The following is a 15,074-nucleotide window of genomic DNA, read 5'->3' as shown; positions in this document are numbered from 1 at the left end:
ACGCCACCAACGTTTCCGATGGTGGCGTTTCCGGTTTGCGACCAATTCCGGGTCAGGCGGCCTCGGTCATCTGTGCCCGGATTTTCTTCATCGCGTTTTTCTCGAGCTGCCGGATACGCTCAGCAGATACGCCGTACTTGTCCGCAAGCTCGTGCAGCGTTGACTTGCTCTCGGACAACCAGCGGGCCCGGAGAATATCCTGACTGCGCTCATCCAGAGCCGACAGCGCCTGCATCAGGCGGCCATTGGCATCCTCGGTCCAGTCCGCGTTTTCCAGCTGTTCGGCCGGATTGCTGCGGCGATCTTCCAGATAATGCACCGGCGCCTGATAGGCACTGTCATCATCATCGTCCATCGGACCGTCGAACGCGGTGTCCTGGGAGGCAAGGCGGCCTTCCATATCCCGGACCACCTGGGGCTCAACCCCGAGGTCCTTGGCTACGGCCTCCAGCTCATCGTGGTTCAGCCACGCCAGCTTTTTCTTCTGGCTACGCAGATTGAAGAACAGCTTGCGCTGGGCCTTGGTGGTTGCCACCTTCACGATGCGCCAGTTGCGCAGAATGAATTCGTGAATCTCGGCCTTGATCCAGTGCACAGCGAAAGACACCAGTCGGACACCGTACTCCGGATTGAAGCGCTTGACGGCCTTCATCAGTCCCACGTTGCCTTCCTGGATCAGGTCGGCCTGGGCCAGACCATAACCGGAATAACTGCGGGCGATGTGTACCACAAACCGCAGGTGTGAGAGCACCAGTTGGCGGGCGGCTTCCACGTCGCCATGATAGTGGAGCCGTTCCGCCAGATCGCGCTCTTCTTCCACAGAGAGCACCGGAATACGGCTCGCCGCCTGAATGTAGGCGTCGAGATTGGCACCCGGAACCAGTCTGTCAACCAGTTGTAAACTCGTACCCATGCATCAACCTCCAAACCTGACGACCGCTAAATATAGCAACTGAAATATAGACCGCCAAGATGCAAAAGAGTTCCCGACTCCTCAGTAAACCGCTTTTAAATCAGCAATCTGAGAAATCCTGCTTTACTTCTTCACTTTCCAAGCTACGGCACGGAAAGGGTTTTCTACCATACGGTTTTCCCGATATCCGGATCACCCGCCCGCGATATCTCCCGGATCAATATCGTCCATATGGCGCTTCACCGCAACCCAGGCACCCAGCCAGCCCAGCACCATGGCAAACCCGATCAGGGCCAGTGCACCGGAAAACCCGGGCCCCTGCAGTGAAAAGTCACTTTGATACAGCGCCGCCAGTTTTTCAATGGGGCCGTTGAGCCACCAGAACGAACCCTGGACCAGCAGCCAGGCCACAATCCCCCCACCCAGGCCGAACCAGGCGCCGGTATAAAGGAAAGGACGACGCACAAATGCATCGGTTCCACCCACCAGTTTGGCCACCAGTATTTCATCCCGGCGGTTCTCGATAGCCAGTCGCACGGTATTACCGATCACCAGCACCACCGCCGCTGCCAGCAATAACGACAGGGCCCAGGCAGCCCGGGCCAGGATATCGGCCAGCGTATTGAGCCGCTGCAACCAGCCCAGGTCCACCTGGACCCGCTCGATGCCGTCCATTCCGCGAATGAAGGTAACCAGTGCTTCCACGCCATCAGCGGTCCGGGCGGATTCCTCCGGCGTGACCAGCAGGGTATGCGGCAAAGGGTTACCTTCCAGGAAATCCAGCACGTTGCCCAGCCCGGACGATTCCCGGAATTCGCTCAGGGCCTGGTCGCGGTCAATCACCTGCACTGACTGGATACGGCCATCCTGGCCGATCTCGCTGGCCATGGCCCGGGCCTCGGCCACCGGCGTATCCATCGCCACATAGGCGGTAATGCGGGCGCTGTTCTCCCATCCTGCGCTGACACCTTTCAGACTGGCGAGCAGTAACAGCAACCCCACCGGCAATGCCAGGGCTATGCCCATAACCGCCCAGGTCATCAGGGTGGCCACCGGCGAAGAGGTCAGACGGCGGGCAGCATCCCGCGCCACCTGCCGGTGATGATCCAGATAGCTGCGGGCCTGGGTGGTCGGCGCCTGGCGGGACTGGTTGGCCCCCCGGGGGTTGTCCGGCTTGCGACGGGGCTCAGAGGCCATGCTGCTCTCCCCAGGGTGTGCCACCGGCCACCAGTTCACCGTGATCCAGGGTGAGCGTACGCCGACCCATGTCATTGATCAGGCCGATATCGTGGGATGCGATCAGCACCGTCACTCCGACCTGGCTGAACTGGGTGAACAATTGCATGATGTCCGCGGACAGTTCCGGGTCCAGGTTACCGGTGGGCTCATCGGCCAGCAGCACCGGCGGCTTGTTGACCACCGCACGGGCAATCCCGACCCGCTGCTGCTCACCGCCCGACAACTGCATCGGGTTCATTTTTTCCTTGCTGAGCAGCCCCACTTTATCGAGCGCCGCCCGCACCCGCCGGCCAATGGCATCCGGGGAAGCCCCGGTGACGTGCAGAGGCATGGCGACGTTATCAAACACGGTGCGATCGAACAGCAACTGGTGATTCTGGAACACCACCCCGATGTGGCGACGGATATAGGGAATCTGGCGCCGGGGCATGCTGTTCAGACGCTGGCCACCGACCAGGACTTCCCCGGCGGTGGGGCGCTCCATCACCATGATAAGTTTGAGCAGGGTACTTTTACCGGCCCCGGAGTGGCCGGTCAGGAACGCCAGTTCGCCCCGGTTCAGGTGGAAATTCACCTGACGCAGGGCGGTATGGTCGCTGTCATAGCGTTTGGTAACCTGCCGGAACTCGATCATCGACTGGGTCTACTCGTCAAACAGTGCGTCCACGAAGGTTTCCGCATCGAAGCTGCGCAGGTCTTCAGCCTGTTCCCCGACGCCGATAAAGCGGATGGGCAGCTGCAACTGGCGGGCGATGGCGAATACGATACCGCCTTTGGCGGTGCCGTCCAGTTTCGTCAATGTAATGCCCGACACACCAACAGCCTGCTGGAACACCTGGGCCTGGCTCAACGCGTTCTGGCCGGTACCCGCATCCAGCACCAGCATGACCTCATGAGGCGCGGACTCGTCGAGTTTCTTCATCACCCGCACCACCTTGGACAACTCATTCATCAGGTTGTCCTTGTTCTGCAGGCGGCCGGCGGTATCGGCAATCACAATATCGGTGCCCCGGGACTGGGCCGACTGGATCGCGTCGAAAATGACCGAGGCACTGTCTGCGCCCGTGTGCTGTGCCACCACCGGCACATCGTTACGCTCACCCCAGACCTGCAACTGCTCGACAGCGGCCGCCCGGAAGGTATCCCCGGCGGCCAGCATGACCGACTTGCCCTCGGCCTGGAACTTGCGGGCCAGCTTGCCAATGGTGGTGGTCTTGCCGACGCCGTTCACCCCGACCATGAGAATCACGTAGGGCGCCTTGGCGGTGTCCACCGACAGCGGCTGGGTGACGTCTTTGAGCAGGCCATGCAGCTGCTCTCGCAGAGCCTTGCGCAGGGCCTCACCGTCCTTGAGCTGGTTGCGTTCCAGCTTGTCGGTCAGGGATTCAATAATCTCGGATGTGGCCGTCACCCCCACGTCTGCCATCAGCAGGGTGGTCTCGATCTCTTCAAGCAGATCTTCATCGATCTTCTTGTTGACCGAGAACATATCGGCCAGGCCACCGGTCAGGGTCGCACGGGTCTTGCCCAGACCGCTGCGGATACGCTGGAACACGCTGGCCGGTGCTTCGGACGCCGGTTCGGGCTCCGGCTCGGGAGCCGGCTCAGACTCAGGTGCTGTCGCTGGCGCTTCATGCTCGGGCATCTCAGCCGCCGGCACCTGTTCAGACTGGCTGTCGTCACGGGCCTCCGGTTGCGCCGGGGGCTCCTGTTCGGCAACGGGGGCCGGCCCTTCGGCCACCTCCGGTTTCTTCTGCGGAACCGGCGCGGGACGCGGGATCCGCTTGCGATTGCCGATGACATCGGCCACGAACCACAGGACGAGAACAGCCAGAAGGCCGATAGTAATCCACTCTGCCGTCATATTCTTACCATCTTCCTCGGGAATGGGCGGGGCGAAACAAGTGCGCCATTCTAGCAGACTGGCGAAGCTAAGCGAGGACCGGGCTATTATCCCCGGCGGGCCTTTGCGGTAGTATTGCCCCTCCTTTTCAGTCCCAGCTTTTCGGAGCAACGTCATGGCCAGACGAAAACCTGCCCGCCGGGGGGCAGGCCGGAGCAGCACCGGCGCAGGCGGCGAACTGCGCATCATCGGCGGCGACTGGCGCAGCCGCAAACTGCGCTTCCCCGATGCCGGCGGCGTGCGCCCCACGCCGGTCCGCACCCGCGAAACCCTGTTCAACTGGCTGGCGATGCACCTGCCCGGCAGCCACTGCCTGGACCTGTTCTCGGGCTCCGGCGCGCTCGGCCTGGAGGCGCTGTCCCGTGGAGCGGCATCGGCCACCCTGGTGGATCACACCCCGGCACTGGCCAACGCTCTGAAAGACAACCTCCGCGTTCTGGGCTGCACCACCGGCCAGATGGTCTGTCGGGACGTCTCCGATTATCTGCGCACCCGCCCTGAAGCACCCTTCGACATCCTGTTCATGGACCCGCCATTCCGCCAGAGCTGGCTGGAGCAACTGTTGCCACTGATCGAAGCCAACGGCTGGCTGAAACCCGGCGGCTGGCTTTACGTGGAACACGAGAGCGAACTGAACACCCTGCCAGTGCCCGCTGGCTGGCAGTTGCACCGGGAAAAAACGGCTGGCCAGGTCTGCTACAAGCTGTTCCGCCTGCCTGTGACCGACGATTCGCCCACCAGCCTGACGGACTGAGACACCATGCCGGAATTACCCGAAGTCGAAACGACCCGCCAGGGTGTTGCCCCGCATTGTGAAGGCCAGACCATTACCGAAGTGACGGTACGGGATGGCCGGTTACGCTGGCCCGTGCCCGACGACCTGCCCGAACGCCTGCAGGGGCAAGTCGTCCGTTCCGTGGAGCGGCGCGCGAAATACCTGCTGCTACAACTGGATACCGGCACTGTGATCGTGCACCTGGGCATGTCCGGCAGCCTGCGGGTGATCACCGACCAGAGTCCCGCCATGAAGCACGACCATGTGGAACTGCAACTGGCCAATGGTCGCCTGCTGCGATTCAACGACCCCCGCCGTTTCGGGTGCTGGCTCTGGGCCGAGCGGCCGGATCAGCACCCCCTGCTACGGGACCTGGGCCCCGAACCCCTGTCGGAGGTCTTTAACGGCCCCTGGCTCCACCGCCAGTCCCGCAACAAGCAGACCCCAGTGAAGTCCTTCATCATGGACAACCACGTGGTGGTGGGTGTTGGTAACATCTACGCCAACGAAGCCCTGTTCAAGGCCGGTATCCACCCGCGCCGGAAAGCCGGCCGCATCAGCCTGGACCGCTACCACCTGCTGGCCCAGGCCATCCGGGAAACCCTGGCCGCCGCCATCCTCATGGGCGGCACGACCCTTCGGGACTTCGTCAACAGCGATGGCAAGCCCGGCTATTTTGCCCAGTCACTGCTGGTTTACGGGCGCGGAGGGGAGGCATGCTGGGAGTGTGGCCGGGCCCTGAAGGAAATCCGCATGAACAACCGGAGCACGGTCTACTGCACCCGCTGTCAGCGTTAGCGGGCCTCCGTTCACGTTTTCGGAGGAAAACCGTTTGAAATTGAGACAATATGATTCATAGTTAGCAAAGGACAAGGAGATTGATCATGACCCGCAAGATTTCCCGTACGCTGATTGCCACCGTTGCCGCCTGCCTGCTGGCCTTTTCGTCCGTCGGTCACGCACAGGCTGTGGATGAAAGCCCCTCGGCCCTGGCCATGACCACCGACGCGCTGCTGCTTCGTCCGCTGCTGCTGGCCACCACCATTGTTGGCAGCGCTGTTTACGTGGTGTCGGTTCCGTTTGCAGCACTGGGCGGCAACGCCACCGAAGCAGGCCGGGTACTGGTTGCCGAGCCCGCCAAGGCCACGTTTGTTCGCTGCCTCGGCTGCACCCGCACCGGCTACAAAAAGCCACCGGTCGAGCAACAGGAAGACTGACCACCCCGTCGGTCCGTAGTATCCCGGCTTGCCAGACCCGGGAATCTGAGGCAGCCTGAAAGAAATTCTTCAGGCTGTTTTTGGTTATGGTGGACTGGTCATCACTGGACACAGTGTTCCTCGACATGGACGGAACACTGCTGGACCTGCACTTCGATACCCACTTCTGGCTCGAGCACCTGCCCCGTCGCTATGCCGAGCACTACCAGCTGGACCCGGAACAGACCCGGGACTCCCTGGTTAACATGATCCTGTCCGAGCGCGGCACACTGAACTGGTACTGCACCGACTACTGGAGCGAGCGCCTGTCGCTGGACATTCCCAGCCTGAAAGCGGAAGTGGGTGATCGCATCGGTTACCGCCCCCACGCCACCGATTTTCTTCAGACCCTGCGCCGCAAAGGCCTGCGTTCGGTCATCGTTACCAACTGCCACCCGGACCCGCTGGCTCTGAAGCTGGAACGGACCGGGCTGGACGCGCACGTGGACGGCATCATTTCCAGTCATGACCTGGGCAAAGCCAAAGAGGAACCGGGGTTCTGGCAGGACCTGGCCAGGGGCACCCCCTACCATCACGAGCGCACCCTGATGGTGGACGACAGCTTCCCGGTGTTGGAAAGTGCCCGCAATGCCGGCATCCGCCAGTGCCTGGCAATTCTTTCCCCGGACAGCAGGCATCCCGCCCGGGAACAGCACCCGGAGTTCCCCGGCATCCACCATTTTGATGAAATCCTGCCGGATCTGAACCGGCTCCAACCCCTGCCATCGAGGGTGTGACGCGGGTATACTCGCAACCGCATTCCTTCAGGTGAGGAGACATGACGGCAACCGACACTGACACTCCGAAAGTCCGGCTCGACAAATGGCTCTGGGCCGCGCGCTTCTACAAGACCCGCTCACTGGCCAAGGAAGCCATCGAAGGTGGCAAGGTGCATTACAACGGCCAGCGCAGCAAACCCGGCAAGGTTGTCGAAACCGGCGCCAGGCTGACCCTGCGCCTGGGCTGGCAGGAGAAAATCGTCATCATCGATGGACTCAGCGACCGGCGCCGTGGCGCGCCGGAAGCCCAGACGCTCTACCACGAAACCGAAGACAGCGTGAAACGCCGGGAAGACCAGGCCTGGCAACGCAAAACCATGCAGGCGGCGCAATTACCACCGGCGCGCCGGCCCAACAAGAAAGACCGCCGGGATATCCGGCGCTTCCGCGAACAGAATGGCCTTTGAATCAGGAGACACCATGGCATCCCGAGACCAGTTCCAGCGCTTCATCTTTGAAAACAGCCAGATCCGGGGCGCCTGGGTACAACTGGGTGAGAGCTTCCGCGAAATCACCGGCCAGGCCCCCTACCCGGAGGCCGTCAGCGGTCTGCTGGGCGAATCCCTCGCCGCCAGCGTGCTGATGAGCAGCTCCCTGAAATTCCAGGGCACACTGTCCCTGCAGGCCGCCGGTGAAGGCTCCCTGAGCACGCTCATGACCGAATGCACCCACGACCGTTACATCCGCGGCCTGGCACGCTTCAACGAGCAGGCGATGACCGGTGAAACCCTGAATGAACTGCTCGGCGCCGGCCGCATGGCCATCACCATTACTCCGGAACAGGGCCAGCGCTATCAGGGCGTAGTACCCAGGGAAGCCGACACCCTGGCTGGCTGCCTGGAAGAATACTTCGAACGGTCGGAGCAGATTGCCACCAGCCTGTTCCTGTTTACCGGGGGCGATACCGCCGCCGGCCTGATGCTGCAGCGCATGCCGGGCAATACCGAGGAAGACCAGGACCTGTGGAACCGGGTCAACCATCTGGCCGCCACCGTCAAGGCCGAGGAACTTCTGGAACTGGGTAGCGAGGACCTGCTGCACCGGCTGTTCCACGAGGAAACCGTGCGGCTGTTCGAGCCTGAACCGGTTGCCTTCAAATGCAGCTGCTCACGGGAGCGCACCCTGGCTGCGCTGGAATCCGTGGGCCGCGAGGAGTGCTACAGCATCCTGGAGGAACAGGGCGTGATTGAGATGGACTGTCAGTTCTGTCATGCGAACTATCGCTTCGATAGAAATGATATTGATCATCTTTTCACCGGACATACGCTACACTAGGAAGCGATGCGTTTTGCCCCCAGCCCGTCTGCCGCAAGGCTTGGCGGGTTGTCGTTTTTTGCAGGCGTCTCTGGCATAATAGCGCGCCTGAATTGATCCGGTTGTTCAGAATTCCGTCAGTTGGGGGGACGGCCCGGACAACCACGAAGCTATCCCAAGGGCGAGGTCGAAGTGAGCAACACTTATACAGATCTGAGTACAGCACGACTGGTCGAGCTGGCACTGGCACGTAACGAAGGCCAGCTGGCTGCCAACGGTTCCCTGGTGGTCACCACCGGCGAGCGCACCGGTCGGTCTCCGATGGACCGTTTCATCGTCGAGGAGCCGAGCACGGTAGACGACATCCACTGGGGCCCGATCAACCGTCCGTTCGATGCCGACAAGTTCGACGCCCTCTGGGACCGCGTTGAGGCTTACATTACCGAGAATGACCGGTTCGTTTCCCACGTTCACGTTGGCTCCGATCCCGAGCATTACCTGCCGGTGAAAATGACCACCGAAACGGCCTGGCAGAATCTGTTCGGCCGCAACCTGTTCATCCGCCCGGACAGCTTCAACCCGTCCGACAAGCAGGAATGGCAGATCCTGAACGCCGCCAATTTCGAATGTGTTCCGGAACGGGACGGCACCAACTCCAATGGCTGTGTGATCATCAACTTTGCCCGCCGCAAGGTTCTGCTGGCAGGCATGCACTACGCCGGCGAGATGAAAAAGGCCATGTTCTCTGTGCAGAACTTCCTGCTGCCGGAAAAAGACGTGCTGCCCATGCACTGCTCCGCCAACGTCAGCGAAACCGGTGAAACCTGCCTGTTCTTTGGTCTGTCCGGCACTGGCAAGACCACCCTGTCGGCAGACCCGCACCGGTTCCTGATCGGTGACGACGAGCACGGCTGGGGCCCGGGTACGGTCTTCAACATCGAAGGCGGCTGCTACGCCAAGTGCATCGACCTGAGCCAGAAAAACGAGCCGATCATCTGGGACGCCATCCGCTTCGGCGCCATCGTTGAGAACGTGGCTATCGACGAGGAGACCCGGGAGCCGGACTACACCGACACCGCCATGACCGAAAACTCCCGCTGCGCCTACCCGCTGGAGCATGTGGAGAAACGGGTCATTGAGAACCGCGCTGGCGAGCCGTCCCACATCATCTTCCTGACCTGCGATATGACCGGCGTACTGCCGCCGGTATCGATCCTCAGCCGGGAAGCCGCCGCCTATCACTTCCTGAGCGGCTACACTGCGCTGGTGGGTTCCACTGAAATGGGCTCCTCCTCCAAGCTCAAGTCGACCTTCTCCACCTGCTTTGGCGCGCCCTTTTTCCCGCGTCCGGCCGGCGTCTACGCCGAGCTGCTGATGAAGCGGATTGACGAGTTCGGCAGCAAGGTTTTCCTGGTCAACACCGGCTGGACCGGCGGGCCCTTCGGTGAGGGCACACGGTTCAACATCCCGACCACTCGTGCCATCATCGCCGCCATCCAGAACGGTGACCTGGACGATGCCGAAACCGAGCACCTGGACACCCTGAATCTGGATGTCCCGAAACACGTGCCGGGTGTTGACAGCAACCTGCTGAATCCGCGTCAGACCTGGGTCAGCGAGGACTACTACGACGGCAAGGCCCAGGAACTGATCACCCAGTTCGTCGAGAACTTCAAGAAGTTTGACGTGGCAGACGCCATCGTCGAGGCCGGACCGAAGCTGAAATAACGCCTTCGGTAACGCCGGATAAAAAGCGCCCTGCGTCACAGCACGGCGCTTTTTTTATTTGCACAATCCGGTGTGAGACACTATAGATTGCTCCTACCGTCGGCCCGAAAGCCGGGCAGACGGCAAAGCAGACAAAGACAAAAACAGAACGAAAACGATAACAGGAGAAGCAGATGCGCAAACCTGAACTTGCCGCCGCGATTGCCGACCGGACGGATCTGACGCGGGAAAAAGCCAGCGAAGTTATCAACGCCTTTACCGACCAGATCTCCGCCGCCGCTGCCAGAGGCGAAGACGTTACCCTGATCGGCTTCGGCACCTTCAATATACGTGAACGTGAAGCCCGCAATGGCCGCAACCCGCAGACCGGCCAGACCATTCAGATTCCCGCCAGCAAGACGGTCGGCTTCAAGGCCGGCAAGGCCCTCAAGGACGCCATCCGCTAGCAACAAAAAAGCCCGCCATCGGCGGGCTTTTTCCTTACTGCACAAGTCCGTGCGGCTGGTTATCCGGCATCCGACCAGGCCACGCCACCCGCAACCAGAGTCAGCTTCATCCGGCCCGGCAGGGAACGGTCGAGCACCGGCCCATGGCGACCTTCAGAAAGCAGGGTCTGGGCGGATGGCAGCCATTGTCCCTCGCATTCAAACACACACAGATCCGCAGGCATGCCCTCGGCAATAGCCGCCCGGCGCTCCACCACCGAAGCCGGCCCCGAACTCAGTGCTTCCAGAAGCCGTGAAAGATCCAGCTCCCCTCGCTGGACCAGCTCCAGCCCCAGTGAGAGCACACTTTCGATGCTCGACAGGCCCGGCTCACTGGCCGCCAGAGGCGCCTGTTTGGCGGCGGAATCATGGGGCTGATGCTGGCTCACGATGGCGTCGATGACGCCCTCCCGGACCCCGGCTACCAGGGCTCGCCGGTCCGTTTCCGAGCGCAGAGGCGGACGTACGTGGAAACGGGAGTCAAAACCGGCCAGGGCCTGATCGGTGAACACCAACTGGTGCATGGCCACATCGGCCGTCACCGCGATTCCCCGCTGCCGGGCCTGGGCCAGCATCTCGACACTACGGGCACAGGACAGCTGGCTCAGATGCAGCCTGACGCCGGTTTCCTCGGCCAGCAGCAGCATTTCCATAACGGCTGCCGTCTCAGCCACTTCCGGAATACCGAGCAGACCCAGGCGGGTCGCCACCTGGCCGTCATGGGCATAGCCGTCCGCCGCCAGGGCCTGGTTCTCAGGACTGAACATCACCGTCAGGCCGAAGGTCTGGGCATAGGCCATGCACCGGCGCAGGGTACGGGCATTGATCACGCCCCGGGAGCCATTGCCGACCGCCACACAGCCCGCCGCCTTCAGTCCGGCCATATCACTGAGCAGTTCGCCCTGCAGCCCGCGGGTGATGGCACCAATGGGCAATACCCTGACCGCGCCGCGGCTGCTGGCCGCTTCACGGATCAGGTGGGTGACCGCACTGGAATCATTCACCGGTGACGTTTCCGGTGAGGCGCAGACGGTGGTGAAACCACCGTGGGCGGCGGCTCGGGTTTCGGAGGCAATGTTGCCCTTCTGACCGTTACCCGGCTCACGCAGATTGCAGCACAGATCGACAAAGCCGGGGGCGACCACACAACCGGTGGCGTCGTACTCGCTGTCGGCCCGGGCGGCCGCATCGCCGACGCCGGCCACCAGGCCACCCCGGATCAGCAGGCCGGGATTGTCACGAAGTTCGCCCTGGCCATCAAACAGGCGGCCACCGGTAATCCTCAGAGTCTGTTCTGTCGCGTTCATTGGGCGGCCTCCCCGGTGTCCGAGAGTTTCTGCTGGCGCTCGGCCGTCTGGCCGCTCATGGCCATGGACATGACCGCCATCCGTATGGCAATGCCGTTGGTCACCTGATTGAGAATCACCGATTGCGGTCCATCCGCCACCGCCGACTCAATCTCAACGCCCCGGTTGATCGGCCCCGGATGCATGACAATGCAGTCCGGTTTGGCCAGCGCCAGCTTTTCCTGGTTCAGGCCATAGAGACGGTAGAATTCCCGTTCGCTGGGCAGCAGCGCCCCCTCCATGCGCTCTTTCTGCAGTCGCAGCATCATCACCACGTCCAGATCTTTCATGCCCCGCGCCATGTCGTATTCAACAGTGCAGCCCAGAGACTCCACATCCGTCGGCAACAGGGTGGCCGGGGCAATCGCCCGGACTTCAGCGGCGCCCAGCTCGTTGAGGGCGCGGATCTGGGAACGGGCAACCCGGGAATGCAGGATGTCGCCGACAATGGCCACCTTCAGCCCCTCAAAACCGCCCTTGTGCTGCCGGATAGTCAGCATGTCCAGCATGGCCTGGGTGGGGTGGGCGTGGCGGCCATCGCCGGCATTGATGATGGCGACACCCGGCGTGACACTCTCGGCAATAAAGTGCTGGGCCCCGCTCTGGGAGTGACGCACCACGAACATGTCACTGGCCATGGCCTCAAGGTTCAGCAGGGTATCGGAGAGCGATTCCCCCTTGGAGGTGGATGACGTGGAGATATCGAGGTTCAGCACATCCGCCGACAGGCGCTTGGCAGCCAGCTCGAAGGTGCTCCGGGTGCGGGTACTGGACTCGAAGAACAGGTTAACCACGGTACGCCCCCGCAACAGCGGGACCTTCTTGATCCGGCGTTCCCCCACCTCGATGAAGGAATCGGCGGTGTCGAGAATGTCGGTCAGCAGTTCGCGGTCAAGACCGTCCAGGGTCAGGAAGTGCCGCAACTGACCATCCCGGGTCAGCTGCAGGTGATTCGGGGAAGGGTCATTCGCGGTCATGGTCTGCCTGTTATCGGTTGGAGAGGATTACTGTCCGGATGACTGGAGTTCGATATGCAGTGGCTCGGGGCCCCGCAGCTTGACTCTCTGGTCACTGCTGAGCGCCAGGGTCCTGCCGGTTACATCCGGCTGAATGGGCAGTTCCCGGGCCCCCAGGTCGATCAGGGTCGCCAGTATGATACTGGCCGGTCGACCGTAATCGAAGATCTCATTCATGGCGGCACGGATGGTGCGCCCGCTCATGATCACGTCGTCGATCAGGATGATGTCCCTGCCCTCGGTGTCGAAAGGCAGGCTCGAAGGTTTGACTTTCGGGTTCAGGCCAATGCGGCTGAAATCATCCCGGTAGAACGAGATATCCAGCTCGCCGAAAGGCTCATCAATGCCCAGGCGTTTGCCGAGGATATCCGCCAGCCAGACGCCACCGGTCCGGATACCAATCAATGCCGGATGAGCCACTCCCCGGTCTTCGAGTAGTTGGCGCAAGCCGTTTTCCAGTTCACCCAGTAACTGGTCGATCTCAAGCAATGCGGTCATCTCAGCCTCATCAGTCAGGTTGGGGAGCCTGCTCCCGGCACCAGGTTTCCAGAATCAATACCGCCGCCCGGTCGTCCACCCCGTGGCGACCAAAGTCACGGCTGCCGCCACTGGCCATGACCTCACCCTTGGCTTCAAAGCTGGTCAGGCGCTCGTCAACCATGTCCACCGGAACATGGTAGCGGCCGTGCAGCCGCTTGCCGAACTTGCGTGCGCGGGCACACATATCGTTCTCGGTATCGTCCATATTCAGCGGCAGACCCACCAGTACCAGGTCCGGCTGCCACTCCGCCAGCAGCCGACCTACGTGGTCCCAGTCCGGAATGCCGTCACGGGCGGGAATCATCGCCACCGGCTGGCCGGTACCCAGCATTTCCTGACCGGACGCGACCCCGATTCGACGGGTGCCGAAATCAAAGGCCAGTAGTCGCCGGTTGCCATTCTTTTCAGGCATGGCCCACCGAATCACTGAGCTGGTTCAGGTCAATGCCCATCAGTCGGAGCACCGCATCGTAGCGTTTGGAGGCCGGCGTGCGGAACAGGATATCGGTGCTGGCCGGACAGGTCAGCCAGGCATTACCCGCCAGTTCTTCCTCCAGCTGCCCCTCACTCCAGCCGGAATACCCCAGCGCCACCAGGAACGACTCGGGGCCTTCGTCCCGGCCAATCCCCTCCAGCACATCCCGGGAGGTCGTCAACAACACATCCTCTGCCACGGGGGCCGTGTTCTGCCAGTACTGTTCCGGGGAATGCAGAACAAATCCGCGCTCGGGCTGGACCGGGCCGCCGGAATACACCGGCAGGTCCATCTCGCCCCCGTGCATGTCCAGCTGTTCGAGTATCTCACCCAGGTGGATGCTCATGGGGTGGTTGATCATCAGGCCCAGGGCTCCCTCGGCGGAGTGCTCGCAGATGTAGATCACGCCGCCGTGAAACTGCGGATCCGCCAGCCAGGGCGAAGCCACCAGGAAATGATGCCTCAGGCTTGAGGGTTCAGTCTTGTTGTCTGTCATCCGGATGTCAGCCCCCGTTTCTGGAATGACCAGGTCCGTATGATCTCCAGTACGTCGATGTTTTCGCGCATGTTGTCCGGGAAAGGCGCAAACGGCGCCGCCATGCGCACAATCTGGATGGCCGCGTCATCCAGCACGGTACTGCCGGATGACTGCAGGATCGCCAGTTCCTTGATTGTGCCATCTTTGCGCAGGGAAACCAGCAACCGGAGGTTGCCGTGAATACCTCCCTGCCTTGCGGCCTGCGGGTAATTGCGGTTGCCCACCCGGGTCACCTTGTCGACCCAGTTCTGGACATACCAGGCATTGCTGGATTTCAGGGTCGACACCGCCGTTACCCGCTTCACCCGCGGGCGCCGGGCATAGGCCTGTTGCTGCTCGGCCAGGCGTGCCTCCAGGGAGGCGATTTCCAGGCTGCGCTCCATCAGGCTTTTCTTCTCGGCGCGGGGCAGCGGTTCCGGATCCGGCTCGACCTGCTCCTGAGGCTGCTCAACCTGCCGGCTGGAGCGGCTCTCGGTCTTTACCACCGTCCTTTCCTGCCGGGGCTCGGGCTCGGTGGTGGTTTGGGGCTGGGGCTGAACCTGGGCCACTTCCGGCTGGTTCAGCTCCGAAGGCTGGGGCGAGGTGATTTCCCTGGCCTCGGACTGGTCACCACTGCCCTGCTGATTGCTCTGGGCCAGGAAATCCGCATCCTCCGGGGCCTGCTTGTCCTCGAACCGGGAAAGGGTGATTTCCATGGTCTGCGCCGCCGGCTGTGGATCCTCCGGGGAAAAAGTGATTCCCAGCCCGACGATGGCATGCAGGGCCAGCGCCATGAACAGCGTGAAGGAGAATCGGTCGAAGTCGCTTACCTGAACAGCCATGGATTA

General features: G+C 62.0%; 18 protein-coding genes. 8 read left to right on the top strand and 10 right to left on the bottom strand.

Going from position 1 to position 15,074, the window contains the following annotated elements; all coding sequences use genetic code 11:
• Positions 1-52: 52 nt before the first annotated feature.
• From rpoH to ftsY, 4 genes are all read right to left on the bottom strand, one after another.
• On the bottom strand, positions 53-913 hold the full coding sequence (rpoH, locus tag HNR38_RS00320) for an RNA polymerase sigma factor RpoH (protein WP_183698611.1): 861 nt from the start codon (positions 911-913) through the stop codon (positions 53-55).
• Positions 914-1,105: 192 nt separating this feature from the next.
• Positions 1,106-2,110 carry a permease-like cell division protein FtsX gene (gene ftsX / locus HNR38_RS00315; protein WP_183698609.1) on the bottom strand — a complete coding sequence of 335 codons (1,005 nt, stop codon included), beginning with the start codon at positions 2,108-2,110 and terminating at the stop codon, positions 1,106-1,108.
• A complete protein-coding gene (gene ftsE / locus HNR38_RS00310; RefSeq protein ID WP_183698607.1) occupies positions 2,100-2,786 on the bottom strand; it encodes a cell division ATP-binding protein FtsE in 687 nt (228 codons plus the stop codon). Before ftsE ends, ftsX begins: the two co-directional genes overlap by 11 nt.
• 9 nt (positions 2,787-2,795) lie before the next feature.
• A complete protein-coding gene (gene ftsY, locus HNR38_RS00305) occupies positions 2,796-4,016 on the bottom strand; it encodes a signal recognition particle-docking protein FtsY (protein ID WP_183698605.1) in 1,221 nt (406 codons plus the stop codon).
• 154 nt (positions 4,017-4,170) lie between these two features.
• On the opposite strand from ftsY, the gene rsmD reads away from it, so the two are divergent.
• The 8 genes from rsmD to HNR38_RS00265 all read left to right on the top strand — a co-directional run bounded on the left by rsmD (position 4,171) and on the right by HNR38_RS00265 (position 10,293).
• Complete coding sequence (rsmD, locus tag HNR38_RS00300; protein ID WP_183698603.1) at positions 4,171-4,809, top strand: 16S rRNA (guanine(966)-N(2))-methyltransferase RsmD; 639 nt, start codon at positions 4,171-4,173, stop codon at positions 4,807-4,809.
• Positions 4,810-4,815: 6 nt separating this feature from the next.
• Positions 4,816-5,628, top strand: coding sequence for a bifunctional DNA-formamidopyrimidine glycosylase/DNA-(apurinic or apyrimidinic site) lyase (mutM, locus tag HNR38_RS00295; RefSeq protein WP_183698601.1), 813 nt, complete (start codon positions 4,816-4,818; stop codon positions 5,626-5,628).
• 86 nt (positions 5,629-5,714) lie between these two features.
• Entirely contained in the window at positions 5,715-6,047 is a 333-nt protein-coding gene (locus tag HNR38_RS00290) for a hypothetical protein (RefSeq protein ID WP_183698599.1), read from the top strand.
• An 86-nt stretch (positions 6,048-6,133) separates the two neighbouring features.
• A complete protein-coding gene (yrfG, locus tag HNR38_RS00285) occupies positions 6,134-6,823 on the top strand; it encodes a GMP/IMP nucleotidase (RefSeq protein ID WP_183698597.1) in 690 nt (229 codons plus the stop codon).
• 41 nt (positions 6,824-6,864) lie between these two features.
• Entirely contained in the window at positions 6,865-7,272 is a 408-nt protein-coding gene (gene hslR, locus HNR38_RS00280; RefSeq protein WP_183698595.1) for a ribosome-associated heat shock protein Hsp15, read from the top strand.
• A gap of 13 nt (positions 7,273-7,285) precedes the next feature.
• Complete coding sequence (hslO, locus tag HNR38_RS00275; protein WP_183698593.1) at positions 7,286-8,140, top strand: Hsp33 family molecular chaperone HslO; 855 nt, start codon at positions 7,286-7,288, stop codon at positions 8,138-8,140.
• A 171-nt stretch (positions 8,141-8,311) separates the two neighbouring features.
• Positions 8,312-9,847 (top strand): phosphoenolpyruvate carboxykinase, encoded by a 1,536-nt coding sequence (locus tag HNR38_RS00270; protein ID WP_183698591.1) that lies wholly within the window; start codon positions 8,312-8,314, stop codon positions 9,845-9,847.
• A gap of 173 nt (positions 9,848-10,020) precedes the next feature.
• Positions 10,021-10,293, top strand: a complete 273-nt coding sequence (locus tag HNR38_RS00265) for an HU family DNA-binding protein (RefSeq protein WP_183698589.1) — start codon at positions 10,021-10,023, stop codon at positions 10,291-10,293.
• A gap of 59 nt (positions 10,294-10,352) precedes the next feature.
• On the opposite strand, the gene HNR38_RS00260 is transcribed toward HNR38_RS00265, so the two are convergent.
• From HNR38_RS00260 to HNR38_RS00235, 6 genes are read right to left on the bottom strand one after another with little or no spacing between them, the layout of a single operon-like run.
• Positions 10,353-11,639, bottom strand: a complete 1,287-nt coding sequence (locus tag HNR38_RS00260; RefSeq protein WP_183698587.1) for a dihydroorotase — start codon at positions 11,637-11,639, stop codon at positions 10,353-10,355.
• Complete coding sequence (locus HNR38_RS00255; RefSeq protein ID WP_183698584.1) at positions 11,636-12,655, bottom strand: aspartate carbamoyltransferase catalytic subunit; 1,020 nt, start codon at positions 12,653-12,655, stop codon at positions 11,636-11,638. Before HNR38_RS00255 ends, HNR38_RS00260 begins: the two co-directional genes overlap by 4 nt.
• A 27-nt stretch (positions 12,656-12,682) precedes the next feature.
• Positions 12,683-13,192: a bifunctional pyr operon transcriptional regulator/uracil phosphoribosyltransferase PyrR gene (pyrR, locus tag HNR38_RS00250; RefSeq protein WP_183698582.1), complete on the bottom strand. Its 510-nt coding sequence runs from the start codon at positions 13,190-13,192 to the stop codon at positions 12,683-12,685.
• A gap of 10 nt (positions 13,193-13,202) precedes the next feature.
• On the bottom strand, positions 13,203-13,646 hold the full coding sequence (gene ruvX, locus HNR38_RS00245) for a Holliday junction resolvase RuvX (RefSeq protein ID WP_183698580.1): 444 nt from the start codon (positions 13,644-13,646) through the stop codon (positions 13,203-13,205).
• Positions 13,639-14,205: a YqgE/AlgH family protein gene (locus HNR38_RS00240; RefSeq protein WP_183698578.1), complete on the bottom strand. Its 567-nt coding sequence runs from the start codon at positions 14,203-14,205 to the stop codon at positions 13,639-13,641. Before HNR38_RS00240 ends, ruvX begins: the two co-directional genes overlap by 8 nt.
• On the bottom strand, positions 14,202-15,068 hold the full coding sequence (locus tag HNR38_RS00235; protein ID WP_183698576.1) for an energy transducer TonB: 867 nt from the start codon (positions 15,066-15,068) through the stop codon (positions 14,202-14,204). Before HNR38_RS00235 ends, HNR38_RS00240 begins: the two co-directional genes overlap by 4 nt.
• Positions 15,069-15,074: the final 6 nt, after the last annotated feature.

Source organism: Marinobacter oulmenensis (assembly GCF_014201735.1).
GTDB classification, from domain to species: domain Bacteria; phylum Pseudomonadota; class Gammaproteobacteria; order Pseudomonadales; family Oleiphilaceae; genus Marinobacter; species Marinobacter oulmenensis.
This window is presented reverse-complemented; position numbering and strand designations above follow the sequence as displayed.

Bases quoted from the DNA above. Each gene is read 5' to 3' on its own strand.
- rpoH (WP_183698611.1), bottom strand. From the start codon at position 913: ATGGGTACGAGTTTACAACTGGTTGACAGACTGGTTCCGGGTGCCAAT.
- ftsX (WP_183698609.1), bottom strand. From the start codon at position 2,110: ATGGCCTCTGAGCCCCGTCGCAAGCCGGACAACCCCCGGGGGGCCAAC.
- ftsE (WP_183698607.1), bottom strand. From the start codon at position 2,786: ATGATCGAGTTCCGGCAGGTTACCAAACGCTATGACAGCGACCATACC.
- ftsY (WP_183698605.1), bottom strand. From the start codon at position 4,016: ATGACGGCAGAGTGGATTACTATCGGCCTTCTGGCTGTTCTCGTCCTG.
- rsmD (WP_183698603.1), top strand. From the start codon at position 4,171: ATGGCCAGACGAAAACCTGCCCGCCGGGGGGCAGGCCGGAGCAGCACC.
- mutM (WP_183698601.1), top strand. From the start codon at position 4,816: ATGCCGGAATTACCCGAAGTCGAAACGACCCGCCAGGGTGTTGCCCCG.
- HNR38_RS00290 (WP_183698599.1), top strand. From the start codon at position 5,715: ATGACCCGCAAGATTTCCCGTACGCTGATTGCCACCGTTGCCGCCTGC.
- yrfG (WP_183698597.1), top strand. From the start codon at position 6,134: ATGGTGGACTGGTCATCACTGGACACAGTGTTCCTCGACATGGACGGA.
- hslR (WP_183698595.1), top strand. From the start codon at position 6,865: ATGACGGCAACCGACACTGACACTCCGAAAGTCCGGCTCGACAAATGG.
- hslO (WP_183698593.1), top strand. From the start codon at position 7,286: ATGGCATCCCGAGACCAGTTCCAGCGCTTCATCTTTGAAAACAGCCAG.
- HNR38_RS00265 (WP_183698589.1), top strand. From the start codon at position 10,021: ATGCGCAAACCTGAACTTGCCGCCGCGATTGCCGACCGGACGGATCTG.
- HNR38_RS00260 (WP_183698587.1), bottom strand. From the start codon at position 11,639: ATGAACGCGACAGAACAGACTCTGAGGATTACCGGTGGCCGCCTGTTT.
- HNR38_RS00255 (WP_183698584.1), bottom strand. From the start codon at position 12,655: ATGACCGCGAATGACCCTTCCCCGAATCACCTGCAGCTGACCCGGGAT.
- pyrR (WP_183698582.1), bottom strand. From the start codon at position 13,192: ATGACCGCATTGCTTGAGATCGACCAGTTACTGGGTGAACTGGAAAAC.
- ruvX (WP_183698580.1), bottom strand. From the start codon at position 13,646: ATGCCTGAAAAGAATGGCAACCGGCGACTACTGGCCTTTGATTTCGGC.
- HNR38_RS00240 (WP_183698578.1), bottom strand. From the start codon at position 14,205: ATGACAGACAACAAGACTGAACCCTCAAGCCTGAGGCATCATTTCCTG.
- HNR38_RS00235 (WP_183698576.1), bottom strand. From the start codon at position 15,068: ATGGCTGTTCAGGTAAGCGACTTCGACCGATTCTCCTTCACGCTGTTC.